General features: G+C 57.5%; 14 protein-coding genes and 2 pseudogenes. 10 read left to right on the top strand and 6 right to left on the bottom strand.

The genetic code is table 11. The features are described from left to right. Nucleotides 1-74: 74 nt before the first annotated feature. From C451_RS02895 to C451_RS23525, 4 genes are all read right to left on the bottom strand, one after another. Nucleotides 75-326, bottom strand: coding sequence for a hypothetical protein (locus C451_RS02895; RefSeq protein ID WP_007737499.1), 252 nt, complete (start codon nt 324-326; stop codon nt 75-77). Beyond that, nucleotides 323-739, bottom strand: coding sequence for a helix-turn-helix domain-containing protein (locus C451_RS20640; protein ID WP_241431157.1), 417 nt, complete (start codon nt 737-739; stop codon nt 323-325). The genes C451_RS02895 and C451_RS20640 overlap by 4 nt, the downstream gene beginning before the upstream one ends. 890 nt (nt 740-1,629) lie before the next feature. Next, complete coding sequence (locus tag C451_RS02885; protein WP_007737498.1) at nt 1,630-3,834, bottom strand: alkaline phosphatase PhoX; 2,205 nt, start codon at nt 3,832-3,834, stop codon at nt 1,630-1,632. A 300-nt stretch (nt 3,835-4,134) separates the two neighbouring features. Further along, a complete protein-coding gene (locus tag C451_RS23525) occupies nt 4,135-4,563 on the bottom strand; it encodes a hypothetical protein (protein WP_080503452.1) in 429 nt (142 codons plus the stop codon). Between the two features lie 366 nt (nt 4,564-4,929). Here C451_RS23525 and C451_RS02875 point away from each other — a divergent pair, with 366 nt between their 5' ends. The 5 genes from C451_RS02875 (at nt 4,930) to C451_RS02855 (ending at nt 11,044) form a co-directional block, all read left to right on the top strand. Further along, nucleotides 4,930-6,171: a PstS family phosphate ABC transporter substrate-binding protein gene (locus C451_RS02875; protein ID WP_007737496.1), complete on the top strand. Its 1,242-nt coding sequence runs from the start codon at nt 4,930-4,932 to the stop codon at nt 6,169-6,171. A gap of 51 nt (nt 6,172-6,222) precedes the next feature. Next, entirely contained in the window at nt 6,223-7,305 is a 1,083-nt protein-coding gene (gene pstC / locus C451_RS02870) for a phosphate ABC transporter permease subunit PstC (RefSeq protein WP_049912774.1), read from the top strand. Then, a complete protein-coding gene (gene pstA, locus C451_RS02865) occupies nt 7,302-8,966 on the top strand; it encodes a phosphate ABC transporter permease PstA (protein WP_007737494.1) in 1,665 nt (554 codons plus the stop codon). The genes pstC and pstA overlap by 4 nt, the downstream gene beginning before the upstream one ends. A gap of 25 nt (nt 8,967-8,991) precedes the next feature. After that, a complete protein-coding gene (gene pstB, locus C451_RS02860; protein WP_007737493.1) occupies nt 8,992-9,906 on the top strand; it encodes a phosphate ABC transporter ATP-binding protein PstB in 915 nt (304 codons plus the stop codon). A gap of 142 nt (nt 9,907-10,048) precedes the next feature. Continuing rightward, nucleotides 10,049-11,044, top strand: a complete 996-nt coding sequence (locus C451_RS02855) for a phosphate signaling complex PhoU family protein (protein WP_007737491.1) — start codon at nt 10,049-10,051, stop codon at nt 11,042-11,044. 17 nt (nt 11,045-11,061) lie between these two features. Here the strand turns inward: C451_RS02855 and C451_RS24505 are convergent, their stop codons facing one another. After that, entirely contained in the window at nt 11,062-11,454 is a 393-nt protein-coding gene (locus C451_RS24505) for a DUF7344 domain-containing protein (RefSeq protein ID WP_449271495.1), read from the bottom strand. Between the two features lie 638 nt (nt 11,455-12,092). On the opposite strand from C451_RS24505, the pseudogene C451_RS23520 reads away from it, so the two are divergent. Next, nucleotides 12,093-13,459, top strand: a pseudogene (locus tag C451_RS23520) (alkaline phosphatase D family protein); the annotation flags it as partial. A gap of 63 nt (nt 13,460-13,522) precedes the next feature. Continuing rightward, nucleotides 13,523-13,972 (top strand): lamin tail domain-containing protein, encoded by a 450-nt coding sequence (locus C451_RS23515; protein ID WP_241431158.1) that lies wholly within the window; start codon nt 13,523-13,525, stop codon nt 13,970-13,972. Nucleotides 13,973-13,974: 2 nt separating this feature from the next. Here C451_RS23515 and C451_RS02840 read toward each other — a convergent pair. Continuing rightward, nucleotides 13,975-15,176: pseudogene (locus C451_RS02840) on the bottom strand (phage integrase SAM-like domain-containing protein). 402 nt (nt 15,177-15,578) lie between these two features. Between C451_RS02840 and C451_RS23095 the strand changes: the two are divergent. The 3 genes from C451_RS23095 to C451_RS02820 all read left to right on the top strand — a co-directional run bounded on the left by C451_RS23095 (nt 15,579) and on the right by C451_RS02820 (nt 17,206). Continuing rightward, nucleotides 15,579-16,256: a DUF7342 family protein gene (locus C451_RS23095; RefSeq protein ID WP_007737487.1), complete on the top strand. Its 678-nt coding sequence runs from the start codon at nt 15,579-15,581 to the stop codon at nt 16,254-16,256. Nucleotides 16,257-16,266: 10 nt separating this feature from the next. Then, nucleotides 16,267-16,710 carry a hypothetical protein gene (locus tag C451_RS23090; protein ID WP_193788297.1) on the top strand — a complete coding sequence of 148 codons (444 nt, stop codon included), beginning with the start codon at nt 16,267-16,269 and terminating at the stop codon, nt 16,708-16,710. A 211-nt stretch (nt 16,711-16,921) separates the two neighbouring features. Further along, nucleotides 16,922-17,206: a hypothetical protein gene (locus tag C451_RS02820; protein ID WP_005040668.1), complete on the top strand. Its 285-nt coding sequence runs from the start codon at nt 16,922-16,924 to the stop codon at nt 17,204-17,206. The last annotated feature ends 51 nt before the right edge of the window (nt 17,207-17,257 follow it).

Genomic DNA, 17,257 nt, shown 5'->3' with positions numbered 1-17,257 from the left:
TCGCTCCCTGAATCTTGTTCAAGCACCCATCCACAGCCTTGTCGATTGCGTCGCCGTCAACGTATTCCGCTAATCTACACAAGAGCGTCATGTTTTGGCTGACGAAGCACGAGATACCCTTCATTGATGAGTTCTTGGATTGCCTGAGCTGCGTTCCGATGATTTTGTGGGGCATTGCCGGCATCAAGAACGTCGTCGACGAGTTCCTGTTTGACCGACTGAGGGAGAACGAGCTTCATTCCCGTTTCGACGGCGGTGTGGACGTGTTCGGGAAACGCTCGTCCGTGCATGATGATGGCGTTCGCATCGAGGACGACAATACTCATTGGTCGAAAAGATCGAGCTCGGCGGCAAGGCGAAGGAAATCGGCATGTGCCATATCGAGGGTGGCGCTGGCTTCACGGTAGGTAAGATCGTCTGCCTCGACACGCTCCCAGATCTCGATGACCTCTTCGATGATTTCATCATCGTATTCAGCAAGCATGTAGTCGACCGTTTCGGACTCGGCTGCGACAGCTGTGGAGATCGCATCCAACGAAAGACGAATGTCGAAATCAACAGGGGAGTAGACCGCGGGCTTGCCCTGCTCTCGGTGGAGCAATCCTGCTGTGGCGAGATCGCGGCAGTATTCGTGCGCAGTCGTGTGAGGAAAGCCAAATTCGTCTTTGAGATCGGCCACGGAGAACTGCCCGTGTTCGGCAGCATAGCCAAGAATTTCGAGTTTACGGTCGTTGGCCAACTGTTCGACGACAGTGTGAAGCCGTTTCCGAGAGAGGGGAGTGTTATCAGTAGTGCTCATACGATTTTCACGTATATACTCATTCTCTGAATAACCTAAGGCTTTCGTCAGTAGGCAGCATTTCGAGGGAGTTGAGTGTGCCGTCGAGATGCACTCCATCTTGATTTCGGCTAAGGGAGAATATGTTTGTTCGGGAAATATTTCAATCCAATAGATGTCGGATATGTTGATTATCGAACTCGGGGTTAGAGAGCTAAGAACGAGTAACACTGCAGTACTACTTCGTCGGTTGAGTACAGCTACCGTGTGTTCTGGTCCATGCTTTTCCCTCTTTGTGATATAGGCACCACGGATCTGGCAAACAAATTGTTTCGGAGTTCTCGAAGCGATATATCCCGATCTATATCGTGTCACCGGTCATGGAAGTCGATGTTTTTCCTCCAAAAACGAGCTATTGCAACGCTTTCGAGCCAACCCATACTACACATCCATCGGTAACTGCCAAGGTGATATTGCAATTCTGTAACGATATTTGAAATCCAATAGTATTCTAATCACAATTGGTCGAAATATTATATCTAATACAAAATGGTCAGGATACTGGTTTGTCACCTGTTTCGTTGAACAGGACCCTGCACTCACTACAGCGCCTTTGGTAACTGGTTGTCCAACTCGGTCGCACGTTCTCAGTGGTCTTACAGATTGGACAGGTTGACATGGATTGGTTCTATCTCGATTCCGTTTGTAGAACGGATATTGAACGGATTAACTATATTGCACATAATATATGTAGATGCAATAGGTGAATTGTGAACTCTGATATCTTTAGTTGTGGTGAATACGAGACCTGTTTGACCAGCTACGAGTGAGTTATTCGGTGACGAGGTGATTCAGTTTTGTTTGGTTCTGTCGCCATCCTCATCAATTGCTCCATCGTTATCGTCGTCTTGGTTGTTGCCGTCGTTATCGTCGTCATCGTCTTTGTCCTCATCGTCTTCATCAACGTGACCGTCGCCGTCGTTGTCGGTGTCGTCGCCATCATCGTCGTCACCCGGGCCCTGATAGATGTCATCTGCATCGTCGGTTTCCGCACCGTTACTGTCGCTTCCGTCTGGAGTGTAGACGTAGAGACAATCGTTAGGATAGGAACGACTAAACTGGTCTGCATCCTCACAGCAGAGCACGCGGCCGTCATTCATGACGAATACATTGTCGATGTTCAAGAGCGCATCATCGGCAATGGCGGCTGGGTCGGTAGCATCTGCGCCAACGATGACGGGTTCGAGTGTTGAGATGTCGTAATCTTCCTCAATTTCGGCCCGATAGACAAGTCCACCGTCAACGCGGTCGAGCTGGAGGTCACCCCCCGTATCGGTCATGCCGTCGTTGAGCTCGGAGATACCGAGATAGATGTAGTCACCGGGACCTGCGTCATCCTTACTGTCGATTCCCTCGCTTTTTCTGAACTCAACGGTCGCACCGATTTCTTTTGCGGCGGCACGGGTCTCGAGGAATGGGACCCGTCGGAGAGCTTCATCTACTCCTTCGTGCCCACGTTGTTCGTACTGGTTTGCCCAGGTGATGATGTCCTCGTCGGCGATGTAATCCTTGTTGCCGTTCTCGACAACCTCCCTGTCGGCCTCCGCGAGTGCTGTTTCGAGGTCCTTTTGCCAGCTGGTCTCGGCGTGGTCGAGATAATTGGTCTGATCGATGCCGTCGTAGTCGGCGATCCATGATTCGACTTCCGCGTTGCTCGCGTGACCAAGTTTGAGCCAGTCCAGTTCGAGATCGACATCTGCGGGCGGCTGCCGTTTGGCCGCCGTCTCGTTGGTCACGCGCGCTGCGTACAGGGAACCCTCGACGTCCATCGGGTCATCGTAGCTCGGAATTGGCTCGTCAGCGACGAATTTGTAGAAGCCCTTGCTGTCGCCGTCCGAGCTGAGATACATCGTCTTCTTGTCGCTCTGAACATCTGGACACTCCCAGGCAGCCCGCCCACCAACGTAGTATTTCATCGGCTGTGGGGAATCTGCGGTCGGCTCGCGGAAATCGACGATGTAGCCATAGCGGTAAGGGTTCGGATACGGACTCTCGATCGGTGTCAGGGCGGTTTCGGAGTCGATATCACGGGCGAGTCCATCGTCTTGATCTGCCGCATCAGCACCGAGATAGTACGCCTGTAGCTCGATGCCGGCGAGCCCGAACGCTCCCTGGGGGTACGCACCCTCATTGTATTTCTCGGCCCACGCCGTGTCGCCGATCCCCGTTGGATTCGGTCGATTATAGAACTGTGCTGCACCCCGTTGTCCGACGCCGCTTCCGGCCTCTATGATCTCGCTGGTGGTTGCCGTCAGCGACAGACGTGGGTGGGAGTACTCCTCTTCGGCCGAGAGATAAGTCTCCCATGGGCTGAGGTCGCCGTAGCAGTTGATTCGTGTTCCGCCGAGTTCTCGGAGCGCATCGGTGTTGGCGAGATTCGTCGCATTTTCGAGGTCGCCGTCCCACGAACCGTCGTCACGCTGGCTGATAGGGATCCGGCTGACGTTGCCGGGGCTTTGCTCGAAATTGGTGAAAAGATAGCCCTCGGTCTCATCATCGTTTGTCGGTACAAATCGGTTACAGTCCGGGTTGTAGCCGAAATTGCCGTAGCGAGGACCGGGATACTCATTGAGGCCCACTCCGTCAGGTGTGACTGGCACACCCAAATCCTCGCCGTTGCCGAGATTGTCTCCTTCCTGGGCTAGCAAGACATATTCGCCGCTGCCAACTCTGACCCGTCCTTGCTGTTCGTCCGTCGTTGGAATGCTTAGCTCGTCGAATTCCATCGTACTATTGATGTCATATCCTTCGACGTAGCCGATGCCGCCACTGTTGAAGGGTTCCGGGTTCTTTCGGCTCGGATGCTGGAGGCTGAAAAACAGCGTACCGGCCTTGGTGACTTCCGGTCCTGTCACTTCGGCCCCAAGTGCGGTCGTTGCGAACCGTTCAATCTTTCCTTCCACGCTCGGTGCCAGCGGCGTGTTCTTATCGTCTTTCTGTGCGCTCGCCACGGTAGAGACGCTAGCTCCGAGCGCGGCTGCCGCCGACGTTGCCATCAGCTTCCGTCGTGTGAATTCGACCATTCAGATGACCACGCACACGGCTTGAGGAAATTCATTTCCTCTGTAAAGGTGGTAGGGATTCCTACTCAAACAAATTCAACATACTCCGTATAAATCGATACAGTTTCTATATAGTATGTCCAAACGGTCTCTGAAGCTTGGTCATTCCGGTGCGTCCTCTAATCCATCGCCAGAAAAAGAGCTATCAGAAATATCAGTAATTCTCCCCGTGAATATTTAGGACCAAAACACGACTACGTCGGTCGAACGGAAACAGGACGCTTTGGCTGCTGTCTACTCCATGCCACGCTCTCGTGCGCCAGCCCGAATCTCCTCAGCTCGCTCGCGGACCCACGAGGCGTATCGCTCAACCGTACTGGGTTTCACTCCGTAAAACGAGGCTACCCAGTGTTCGTCCGTTCCAGGCCGGGTGAGGAAATACGCTGCAAGCGTGTCTCGCCCGGCTTGGATGATTTCCGGTGGAACGCCGCGCTCACCTGTGTCAGCCTCCTCGAACCCATTGACGTCGAAATATACATCGGCGTACAACTCGGCTTGCTCACGATCATCGAATATTGTACCTTCATGATGGGGAGCCTCAAAGCGGTACTGCCGGCCATCACCATTCACTGGTGTGTATTCAATGATTCGGACCCCGAGAACGTATTCTCGAAGGACTGATTCGCTGCCCTCAGTAGCCGTTAGATTATCTGAGTGAGACATTAGCTGTCTTTCCACGTGCAATTTTGTGACTCAACTCGTTCCGGCGGTATGCGTTCAACACGGATAGTGCGGATTATCCGGTACCTGATTTAAGCGATCGTAATTTTGCTATATAGGATAAGGAACAGATGGGTATCAGGACAATTCTTATTAGGCATACTGAATAGTTGTCTTGTCTTCTGTAGAACCGATCTCCCGATGTCACTTGCACAGTAACCAGCCTTCATCCACAACTATTGAAGAATGTACGAATATATAGACAGATGAGGAGTCCATATGTAGATATATCAAAATTAGCACCAGATAAATAGGCAAGGGCGGATGGTTCTGGTGATGTCACGCAAAACGACACGTCGCCGCGTTCTGATGGGGGTCGGTGCCAGCACCACGATCGGCGTTGCAGGCTGTCTCGGCGGAGGGAGTAGCACTGGCGGTAACACCACTGGCGAGAAAGGAAGCAGTGGCGGGGCGAACGGAAGCAGTGGAAACAGCAGTGGCGGCACCCAGCAGGGTGGCGGCGGGCCGCTGACGGCCGACGGCTCCTCGACGGTCTACCCGATCACGAGCAACGGCGCGTCGGTCTGGAACTCGAACCCGCCGGCTGACGACAAGGAGTACTGGGGTCCGGGCCAGTACGGGTTCGACACGAACAAGCGGATGGCGGATTTCTTCGCCGGCATCTACGGCTTCGAGGCCAGCNAGGAGTACTGGGGTCCGGGCCAGTACGGGTTCGACACGAACAAGCGGATGGCGGATTTCTTCGCCGGCATCTACGGCTTCGAGGCCAGCGGCGGGAGCCAGCCACCCTTTTCGGTCAACGTCGGCCTCAGCCACTCGGGTACCGGCATCGAGAAGTTGATGAACGAACAGGTGGACATCGGCGATTCGAGCGCCCCAGTCAAAGAGGAACTCCCCGAGCGCAAGAGCTACGAGAACTTCACCGACCATGTCGTGGGCGTCGACGGCCAGCCGGTCGTCGTCAGCAAACCGATCTACGATGCGGGCGTGACGAAGCTCACCGGAGAACAGCTGAAGGCCATCTACAAGGGCGAGATCACCAACTGGCAGGACGTCGAGGGTTACTCGGGGCCGAACAAGGAGATCCAGGTCATCTGCCGGGCCGAGGGTTCGGGGACGGACACGGCCTTCCGCGCGAACCTCTTCGGCAGTTCGGACGCCCCGATCAAATGCGATTCACGCATCGGCCAGAACCAGCAGGTCCGCACGACCGTCCAGCAGAGCGACAACGCCATCGCGTACATGGCGCTGGCGTTCGTCGGCGGTCAAGCCCCCGCGGTCGCGCTCGAACTCGACGGGACGACCTACGAACTCGGCAAGAACCTCGGCTCGAAGGGCTACCCGCTCTCGCGTGATCTGCACTGCTACACTTGGAAGGGCACCTCGAAGAAGGAAGCCGCGTTCATCAACATGCTGCTCACCGAATTCGGCCAAAAACAGTTCGTCGAGGCAAACGACTACTTCACCCTCCCGCCCGAGCGCCGACAGAAACAACGCAGCAAGCTCCCCGAACCCGCCCAACAGGTCAGTTACGGTGGTGGCAACGCGAGCAGCTCGAACGCGAGCAACTCGGACACGACCAGTAGCTAATCCTCTTCCACTGAGTCGGTCCGTCAGCAACTGACGCGACCGTCTTCTATTATGTCATTCACAAACAGCAAAACGACGCGAATCGTGCGCTCGATTACTGGGACGGACCGCATGGCGATCGTCGCCGGGAGCGTGGCTGCGGTCTGCCTTCTCGGTGCGTTCGTCGGCTTCCTCGTCAGATCGGGCCTGACGGCGGTGTTCGTCATCGGCTTTCTGCTCGTCGTCGGCTACGGCTGGTACACTCGGCAGGCGCTCACCGCGAAGGGGCTGACCTTCCTGGCGACGGTCTCGACGCTGCTCACGATGGGACTCATCATCGTGTTCGTACTGCGCGAGGCGCTGCCGGCGGTCCGGTATATGGGACCGATCGATCTCCTCTCGTTCACCGGCGAGCCGATGTGGCGCACCGGCGGCGAGCAGCTCTACTCGCTCGCACCCGCGATCGTCGGCACGCTCGTCGAGACGCTGCTCGCGGTGGCGATCGCCGGGCCATTGGGTGTCGCCGGCGCGCTGTTCGTCAGCGAGGTCGCCCCCGGCTGGTTGCGTGCGATCCTCAAACCCGGCATCGAGATCCTCGCAGGAATTCCCTCGATCGTCTTCGGCTATCTCGGCCTGGTCGTGCTCAATCCGTACTTCGCGTCGAGCAGTGCGTTCGGCCTGCCCGGTCTCGGGAGCCTGCTCGCCGTGGGGCTGGTTGTCGGCGTGATGGCGCTCCCAACCGTGGTCTCGGTCGCCGAGGACGCCATTTCGAGCGTGCCCGAGTCGATGAAACAGGGTTCGCTCGCGCTCGGCGCGACCGAGTGGCAGACGATGACCGGCATCACGATGCCAGCGGCGTTTTCTGGTATCTCCGCCGCCGTCCTGCTCGGCGTCGGCCGTGCCGTCGGCGAGACGATGGCCGCGACGGTCATTCTCGGCAACGTGACCGATCTGCCGACCCCTATCTTCGACGTCTTCGACAACACGGTCACGCTCACGAGCCTCATCGCCAGCCAGTACGGCAACGCGAGCGGTCTTCATGTGAACGCGCTGTTCGCCGCCGGTGCCGTGCTATTCGTGACCGTGATGGCCATTTCCGTGGTCTCGCAGTACATCGAGCGCCGCATGCTGCGCACACTCGGAGGTGAACGATGAGCGACGCTCACGAGCGCCGGCTGGTGAACGATGATGGATCAGCCTTCGAGCGCGTCAGCGCCGCCGTCGTCGGTCTCGGTGTCTTGGTCTTCCTGTTCGCCATCGCGTCGATGTTCGGCGTGACGAGTTTCGAAACCGAGATCGCGGGCGTCGGACTGGCGACTCTGTTCGGGATCGCTCTCTGCGCTACCGGAGGGATCGTCGTCGTTCTCGGCGTCTGTTCGCGGCTCGGATGGGTCGACACGACGCCGAACGAGACGGTCGGTGTTCCGGTCAGCGCGGCGTTCGGCGTTCTCGGTGCGGTCGCGGGCGGTCTCGTCGGCTCACAGCTGCTCGGCGGCGGAGCCGTGGTCTGGCTGCCGTTGACGGCGCTTGCCGCGGTCTCACTGGTCGCCGTCAGCGTGCTGCCGCGCGAGGACGTCGGCTCAACGGTGCCAGCCGGCGGCATCGCCATCGTAGCAGGGGTTGTCCTCCTCGGCGGAGTCGTCGGCCCGGAATGGGAATGGAACCCTGCAAACCTGGANATCGTAGCAGGGGTTGTCCTCCTCGGCGGAGTCGTCGGCCCGGAATGGGAATGGAACCCTGCAAACCTGGAAGCGACGTTCCACGCCCCGCTCGTCGTGGGCACGATGGTCGGTCTGGCGGGCCTGCTGGTCACGTGGGCGGCGGCGACCGCCAGCGCCGGCTTTGGCAGTCGGGGCCGACAGAGCGGTGCCTACCTGCTGATGGGGTTGAACGCGCTGGCGATGGTCACGATCATGGCCGCGCTGGTCGTGTTCGTCGCCCTCAAAGGGGCTGCAAAGGCCTTTGCGGGCATCGAGATCGGTCTTGGCGTCGGTCCGGAGATCGTCGGACTGGCGTTACCAATCGACTGGCCGTTCGTCATGAACGTCTCGCAGGGCATCTACGTCGACGTCCCGGGCGTCCTGCCGGCGATCATGGGGACGGTCTGGATCGTCGTCGGCACAGTCCTCTTCGCGGTGCCACTCGGCGTCGGTGCGGCCGTCTTCCTCACCGAGTACGCCGACCAAGGCCGGTTCACCCGCATCGTCGAGGTCACGACGAACGGCCTCTGGAGCACGCCGAGCATCGTCTTCGGACTGTTCGGGGCGGCGTTCCTCGTGCCGCGCTTCGGCAACACCAACTCGCTGCTGTCGGGGATTCTTGTGCTCGGATTCATGCTGTTGCCGCTGGTGCTCATCACGAGCCGAGAGGCGCTCCGGAGCGTTCCCGACGAGTACCGCGATGCGAGTGCCGCCCTCGGCGTGAGTCGCTGGCAGACGATCAGAAGCGTCGTCCTGCCGGCGGCGCTGCCCGGCGTCATCACGGGCGTCATCCTCGGCGTGGGCCGGATCGCGGGCGAGACCGCGCCGCTGTTGCTCGTGATGGCCGGCTCGCCGTTCCCGAGCAGCACACCGGGCGTGTTCTCTGCCTTCGAGTTCAGCGCGACGCCGCCGTTCGTGACCAACGACGCACTGCTGACTGCCGCGAGCGCGCTACCATACCAGCTCTACGCGACCATCTCTGCGGGCGTCGGCGCACAGGACGCCGAGGCGTTCGGCTGGGGGACGGCGTTCGTCCTCCTGTTGGTCGTGCTGTCGTTCTACGCGGTCGGCATCGCGCTACGAGCGTACTTCCGCAGCAAACTCCACCATGAGTGAACAAAAAAGCAACCAGGATCATCAAATGGCCACAGATACACAAACTACAACGGAAATCACAGTAGAGAACCAGACAACGGGCAAGCAGACGTCTGCCGGTGAGAGAAACGAGCAGAGTCGAGATGAGTGGACCGACTACAACTTCGCCAATAGGACGAAGTTCACTGTCGACGACCTCGACGTCTTCTACGGCGATGAGCAGGCGCTCGAAGGGATCGAACTCGACATCCCCGAAGAGAGCGTCACGGCGCTCATCGGCCCGTCGGGCTGTGGGAAATCGACGTTCCTCCGCTGTTTGAACAGGATGAACGACCGCATCAAGGCCGCACGCGTCGAGGGCAGCGTCGCACTCGATAGCCAGGAGATCTACGGCGACGACGTCGATCTCGTCGAGCTCAGAAAGCGTGTTGGAATGGTGTTCCAGCAGCCGAACCCGTTCCCCAAATCCATCCGGAAGAACGTCTCCTACGGCTCGCGCAAACACGGCGACGTCGAGACCGGGCTGCTCGCGCGGCTGTTCGGCGACGACGCCGGCGACGAGGATGCCCTCGTCGAGCGTGCGCTCCGGCAGGCCGCCCTCTGGGACGAAGTCGACGACCGCCTCGGCGACAACGCGCTCGGATTATCAGGAGGACAACAACAGCGCCTCTGCATCGCGCGCTGTCTCGCGGTCGATCCCGAAGTCATTCTGATGGACGAGCCCGCGAGCGCGCTCGACCCGATCGCGACCGCGAAGATCGAGGACCTCATCGAGGAGCTCGCCGACGACTACACCGTGGTCGTCGTCACCCACAACATGCAGCAGGCCGCGCGTATCTCCGATCAGACGGCGGTATTCCTCACCGGTGGCGAGCTCGTCGAGTACGGCGACACCAACGAGATCTTCGAGAACCCCGAGAGCCAGCGTGTCGAGGACTACATCACCGGTAAGTTCGGGTAATGATGACCAAGACAGCACCACATGGCTCCTTCGAGGAGTTAGGCTTGTCGCAGCCGCGGCATCGTCACCTGAGCAGTACCCGCGACGGAGGAATTCAATGAACGCTTCAAGCGATTCGAACACATCCGGAGAAACACGAAAAGTGCAGCTAACCGGCGGATCAACATACACCATCTCACTACCAAAGCAATGGGCTAGCGAACACGGTGTCGAGGCAGGACGGGAGCTGCATCTCTACGCGAATGGCGATGGATCTCTAACGGTTCGTGCGACCAGCTCACAGAAGGCTGAAACGACAACCGCACGCGTCACGGTCGATGGGTACGCTGAGGACGACCTCCGACGAACAGTACAAGCGTTCTATGGGGTCGGTCTTGACGAGTTCACGCTCACGACCGGTGACGCGTTCTCGACCGCCCAGCGTCGGGCCGCAACTCGTGCTGCGACGAAGCTGATCGGTCCGGAGGCGCTCGAAGAGACGAAGACGAGTATCGTCTTCAGAAATCTGATCGACACCAGCGACGAATCGATTCGGCAGTCAGTATTACAGCTCGAATACGTGACGATATGGATGCATCGCAACGCCGTCCTGGCACTGGCGAACGCCGACACCGACCGAGCCGAGCGCGTCATCGAGCGCGACGAGGAGGCAGACCGTCTGTTCGGACTGGTACATCGTTGCTTTCAGAAATCTCTCACTAATCTGCAGGAAATCGAGCAATTGAATCTCGACCGACCCACGATATTCAGCTATTATACGACCGCCCGCCAACTGGAGCGGGTCGCCGACCATGCCGAGAAGATAGCCACGACTGCATTGCGGATTGATGATCTTTCCGCGGTCGATGGAATTGACGAACTCGTTTCGCTTGCCAACCAGTCCCGAGAAATCGTGGCTGATGCGGCAAGCGTTCTCCTCGGTAGTGGGTCGGTCAATCAAGCCTATACAGCGTTCCATACACGTGATGAGCTACTTGAAGCGATCGAATCTCTCGATCGCCGGCTCTACAATAGTTCATCATCAGACACATATCTCCTCGCGCTTGTGCTTGATAGCGTGCGCCGGACGGCGGAGTACGGAGGAAACATTGCCGAAGCAATGATTCAGGCATCCATTCGGGAAGATAAGCAGCCGTAACTGCGCGACTACAGCATTCAGAGTGTGCTGAGCTGTCGTGGTTCGCTTCCGCTCCGACTCGCATATTGATCCGTGACGTCAGTAGCAGTATAGACCACCAGCTGGCTCTCGGCATCGTACGCGAGCAGACCAGCGGCAGAGAGTGCGGGAATGTCGAGATGATGAAGTCGAATCGCCATCCGTTCGATGGCATCGGTCTCAATAGTGTCAACTGAGAAGTCATTTCGCATGGCCACAGTGTGAGCCGCAAGCGTCCGCAGTTCGACAGGGTATACAAATCGCCCGAGACACTGGAGTGCATCACGTCGCCGGCCATTCGATACTGCTATTCGTTCCAGATGGGTGGCTGTCCACTCATCATTCACCCCGAACGGCTGCTGGGCAGCGATTGTGGGCGCTAGGTCCCTCATGTCCATTTGTACTGTTCAGGGAAGGGGGTATGAGCTGTTCGTACGGAACATCTATAGAGAGTGATAGCTATACGTTTGCCGCCATAGCTATCACTCACCGCATAGAATCTCCCTAGCATAAACATGTCCCTCCCGCAGCCCAGCTACTGATGATCCTCTGATACACCCATACACCGTTTGTGATGCACTGCTTGAACAGTCCAAGTAGCAGGTTTCCACCTTCCATGTGAGCGACATTTGCTGCATTTGCTCGTACATCCATGAAATAGTGCTGTGTGAGAATTTATTCGATAATCACTACACTCAACCGGCCAGCGAGTGGATTGTCGTTAAAGACTCACTGGCTTTCTCGTAGATCAAAATTTCATCTAAGGGGGGGGGGGAAGAGATAACTGGCCTCTGGATGTTTTGCAGAACATTTTGTCTTTTCAACCATACGGATAAAGTGTGTTTCTATATACTCTATACNGGGGGGGGGGAAGAGATAACTGGCCTCTGGATGTTTTGCAGAACATTTTGTCTTTTCAACCATACGGATAAAGTGTGTTTCTATATACTCTATACTAAGATCATCTATATATAATCTATTCAGGATAGAAATATTCTCCGAGACATCGCACTGGGGAATGTAACACCCGATGTCAGAGACCGACAGATCTACTACGAAGCGACGTAGCTTCCTCCGCACGCTCGGTGGGGTAGCCACACTCGGCAGTGCCAGTATCGCTCTCAGCAACCGCGCGGAAGCGGCCAATCAAGCTCAAGGCCGCTTCCAAGGCGACCCGTTCACACTGGGGGTTGCCTCGGGAGACCCGCTCCCGGATTCAGTCGTCCTTTGGACTCGGCTCGCACCCGAGCCGCTCGAATCCAGTGGTGGGATGCCCGATCAGCCAGTTCCAGTACTGTACGAGGTTGCCACCGATGAGGAAATGAGCAACGTCGTCAAGCGGGATGTGACGTTTGCAAGTCCTGATTGGGCACACTCAGTCCACGTCGATGTAGAAGGACTCGACGCAAACACCGAGTACTACTATCAATTCCAAGCCGGCAACGAGTACAGCCCTGTTGGGCAGACGAAAACGGCACCTGCACCCGGAACCAGTCCCGATAGCTTCAGTTTCGCGTTCGCGTCATGTCAATCGTGGCCCACCGGCTACTATACCGCCTACGAGCACATGGTTGAGGATGATCTGGATTTGGTGATTCATCTCGGTGACTATCTCTATGAATATCCTATCCCACCCAGCGCTGGTGAGCGGAGCACCGAGCTCCCTCGCCGATTCAATACTGAGATGAACACGCTCGAACAGTATCGGCTTCGCCACGCCCTCTATAAGACCGATTCCAACCTCCAAGCTNCAACTACGCCGACGAGGTTTCAGAGAACAACGTCCCACCCGAGAACTTCTTGGAGCGACGCGCAAACGCCTACAAGGCGTATTTCGAGCATATGCCATTGCGTCCTTCGCGGATGCCAACAGGTCCGGATCTGCCGCTATATCGGCGATTCACATTTGGCGACCTAGCGGAACTCAACGTACTCGATACTCGCCAGTACCGCTCTGATCAAGTATATTCCGCTGAGGAAGCCGAAAACTCTGACCGGACGCTGCTCGGCGACAAACAGAAGGATTGGCTAATTGATGGCCTCGCTAGTTCCTCGTCGCAATGGAACGTGCTCGCTCAACAGGTCCCGTTCTCGGCGACGGATGAAAATCTCAACCCGGACGTAGAGAACTTCGGCGCGGGCGATAAGTGGGATAGTTACCGGGCCGACCGTGATACGGTCCGTGATTTCATGGCCCAGCAGTCGGACCTGAACCCCGTCGTGATCACTGGCGATGTCCACCGCAACTATGTCTACAACATCAAAGCCGATTTCTTGAATCCCGATTCGGCAACGGTCGGTACCGAGTACGTCGGCACCTCAATCACTTCTTCTGGCGATGGCTCCGGGATAACCGACTATGGTGGCACCGAAAATGAACCATGGCGGCGGTTTTACAACGACAATCGGGGGTACGTACGCTGTACGCTCACCCCCGAACGCTGGCAGACTGATTACCGCGTGGTTTCGGCGGTCACATACCCGGATGCATCAGTGAGTACCATCGCATCGTTTGCGACCGAAGCTGGCAATCCCGGCGCAACACTGGTCTCCGAACATCCCGAGGAGGAACCCATCGAGATCACCGAGATTCAAGCGAATGCGCCGGGCAATGATGGTACGAATTCCAACGGGGAGTTCGCTACACTACAAAACACCGGCGATAGCGCAATCGACATGTCTGGGTTCATCCTCAGCTTCGAGGGAGGAAGCGGACAGAACTACACGTTCGGCGAGTTCACGCTCGGAGCAGGTAAGACGGTCACTATTCGGAACGGAAGCGGCGAGAACACAGATTCGACCGTCTATACCGGACTCTCTTCAGTCCTGAACAACGGCAGCCCCGACTTAGTAGTCATAGCCAACAACGAGGGAGTTATCCTCGACCAGGAGTCGTATCAAGCAATCTAAACTCACACTTGCTGATCAGCTTCTTCGAAGGCACTGGTCATCTGATCGGCGAGTTCGCCGGCTTCGATATGCGAGTAGTGCTCGCGAACGACTTCCTCGGAGTTGTCGAGTGCTCGGGCAGCGGCCGCATGTCCTGACGTACGGACGAGAACCTCGCCAGCACCGCGCCGGGCACCGTGAGGCATNGGGCAGCGGCCGCATGTCCTGACGTACGGACGAGAACCTCGCCAGCACCGCGCCGGGCACCGTGAGGCATCAGATATTCCTCGCCGTCATCGAGTTCGATACCTGCTTCCTCGCAGAGACGGTTGAGGACGTGCCGACCGGCGTCGGTCGTTATCGACGGTGGTTCGATGTCGTATTCAACACAAAGTTCGATCAGCGAGTGGTCGGCGCGGATTTCTTCGATCTCCATCTCGGTGTATCCGCGTCGATCCAGCGTGTCCATCACCTGCTGAGAGAGCGTCGGGCGATGAAGCGAGGGGAATACCGGCCAGCTCTCGCTCGGCGCGTTGAGGACTTTTTGGTGCATCTGGAGCGGGTGAATCACCGGGCTGGGAAGGCCTCGATCGTCGAGACGCTGCTTTTTCGCGAACACGGTTGCATAGCGATCCTCAAGATGGACGTCTTCCCACCGGAGTCCCTGACGTCGCTCGTCGCTCCGATCTCGAAGGATTTCCGCGCCTCGCACGCCGGAGTACGACAATAGGTAGACAAGCGCGCGGTCACGACAGGCTTTGATCGCCGCTTCTCGATCCCCACCGACGTCGTCAATCGCGGTGCTGGCCTGTTCGTCGACGAAGGAAGTGAGCTGCTGACGATCCTCGGCGGACCATGCCTGCTGGTCGCCGCTCTTGTGACCGCCGTCGTCGGGAATGGGTTCGGTGGCGTTGCGCCGCTGAGCGACGTTTTCGGCGAGATGTCCTTCGCGAACGGCCCAGCCACAGAACGCCGAGATATACGCGTAGTAGGTCCGTACTGTGCCCGCAGTCCAGCCCTGCCGAGTGAGGTGACGGGCGTATTCGCGAAGATGACCCGAGTCCAACTCGTCGAACGTCGTTGGACTGTCCTCGTGGCCAGTGAGGAACTCAACGAACCGATCGAGCTCTCGGCCTGCGTCCTGGCGGTAGTTGCCACTCTCGCCACCCTGGCCTTTGCCCTTGTCCGTCAGGAAGTCCCCGGTGACCGCATCGATCCGTACCATGCTACGCGCCTCCAGACCGTTCGCTGATTCGAGCACTGCTCTCGCGATGAGTAACCGTGGTTCTGGGCCGTGGCATTGTGTTCGCTGTGGGGGAGGGCGGGGAGGNGCCTCCAGACCGTTCGCTGATTCGAGCACTGCTCTCGCGATGAGTAACCGTGGTTCTGGGCCGTGGCATTGTGTTCGCTGTGGGGGAGGGCGGGGAGGTGGATAAATCTACATGTCCTTATTGGACTAAGCACGAGTAAACAGCAAAATCGCTAATTCCGCCGATTCCAGCCATTTCAAAGCTATAGAAGTGTATATTCGGTGCTATAAACCACATGGCGATATAGATTTTTCGCGGCGGGTGAGAATATATACACAAACCGCTGGATATATGTTCCAGCAGGTTGTAGACAGGGTATGTCTGAAAAATCCGATTCTGGAACAGCTCAGTATTCGGATGAGCAGGAGCAACCGACTGATCCTTCCGAAAGTTCCGAACGCGCCGATCGCGGCACCCGTTCATCGCGAACCCGCGGCGAGCGCGTCCGAGCGGCTGCTTGGACGCTTCGGGAGCCTCGTACCGCCTCGTGGATCGCCGAAGAGACGGAGGTCTCAGTTAAGACCGCCCAGAAATACCTCAANGCTGCTTGGACGCTTCGGGAGCCTCGTACCGCCTCGTGGATCGCCGAAGAGACGGAGGTCTCAGTTAAGACCGCCCAGAAATACCTCAACCAACTCGTCGAAGACAACGTACTTCGGCGAGTCGAGCAAGGTGAACAGACGCTCTACGCTCTCGATCAGCTCATGGCGTCCTACCGCGAAGTGGCCACCCTTCAGCGCGAGCACACACGAGAGGAGCTCACTAACGCGCTCGAATCGATGCGCGACCGCATCACCGACTGGAAGACAACCTACGACGTTGACCAACCGGGTGAACTCCGGTCGAGTCTCGCCACTCTCGATGACGAGCAGGAGAGGGAATCCCGCCGTGAGGCTGCCAGCGAGTGGGAGCAACTCGAAACCCGCCTCCCACTCGTGCAAACGGCCCTCCGCGAGTACGACTGGGCGACCGAACGCGAAACCATCACCGCCTGAGATCCGTTTGATGGGTCTTCCAGGCACAACCGATCCGAGTGTTTACCGTGGATTGAGGGGAGTACTCGACCGTCAACCGGAGATTACGGCCGTCCAGTATGAACCCGATAGCATCATCAAAGCGTGGCTACGGGCGACCATTGATCCAGATCGAGTACATCCGCCGACTGGACCCGAGGCTCCAGAACTCCGAGTCGAGTGGCGCTTCCACGGTGATGCAGTCTATTATCAGATTCATTATTACGACCCGAATACGGGCTTCAACTGCGGATGGCACCGCGATGATGACCACCCTGATCTCGGGCCGGTTCATTTCCAGTACGAGAATTCAACGACGGGCGAGCACGATCACGTGCGTGTGCAGTTCTCCAAGACCGTCCCGACAGAGATCCTCTGGGAAGCCGGAAATCGATTGTTTGAGGAAAAGCTTCCAACGCTCATTGGTGAGGATTGATGATCCCGATACAGAACCGACAGTCGAAACGCGGACGTAGGCGACGATTTGCATGGCGTGCTCGGACGTCCTAATCGTACCGCGATTCAGCATATCAAGAACGGTGGTTTTCGCATCGCTATGGAAAACTGCTGTTTTCTACACTGCCGGTGCGAGGAATCCATTACGTGATTTCTGCCACTTAACTCCTAGGAGCGATAACCAGACGAATATGCCGGATCAACTGGACGACGATGTGCGTGTCTGGCTGGTTGAACGCACCTACTCTGACGACGAGCAGAATTTGATCATCCTCACTTACGCGACCACTAACGGTGAGCAATACTACCGGAAGGAGCGGGCACTCACCTCTTTCACAGACGTGCGGGACACCACCGCGGCCGCCGATGCTGAATCGGATAATCTCGGCACTGTCGATGATCCCGACCTCCAAGAGCGGTATGCCGCCGAGGCACAGCGGATGCAGGAAACGCACGACCCCGACGATGTGATCTGACCCGACCAGCCGAATCTAACAGGCTGAAACCACCTGTTATGGCACTGTAGC

The organism is Halococcus thailandensis JCM 13552 (assembly GCF_000336715.1).
GTDB lineage: Archaea > Halobacteriota > Halobacteria > Halobacteriales > Halococcaceae > Halococcus > Halococcus thailandensis.
The sequence above is the reverse complement of the archived record's forward strand: the minus strand, read 5'-3'. Positions and strand labels throughout refer to the sequence as shown.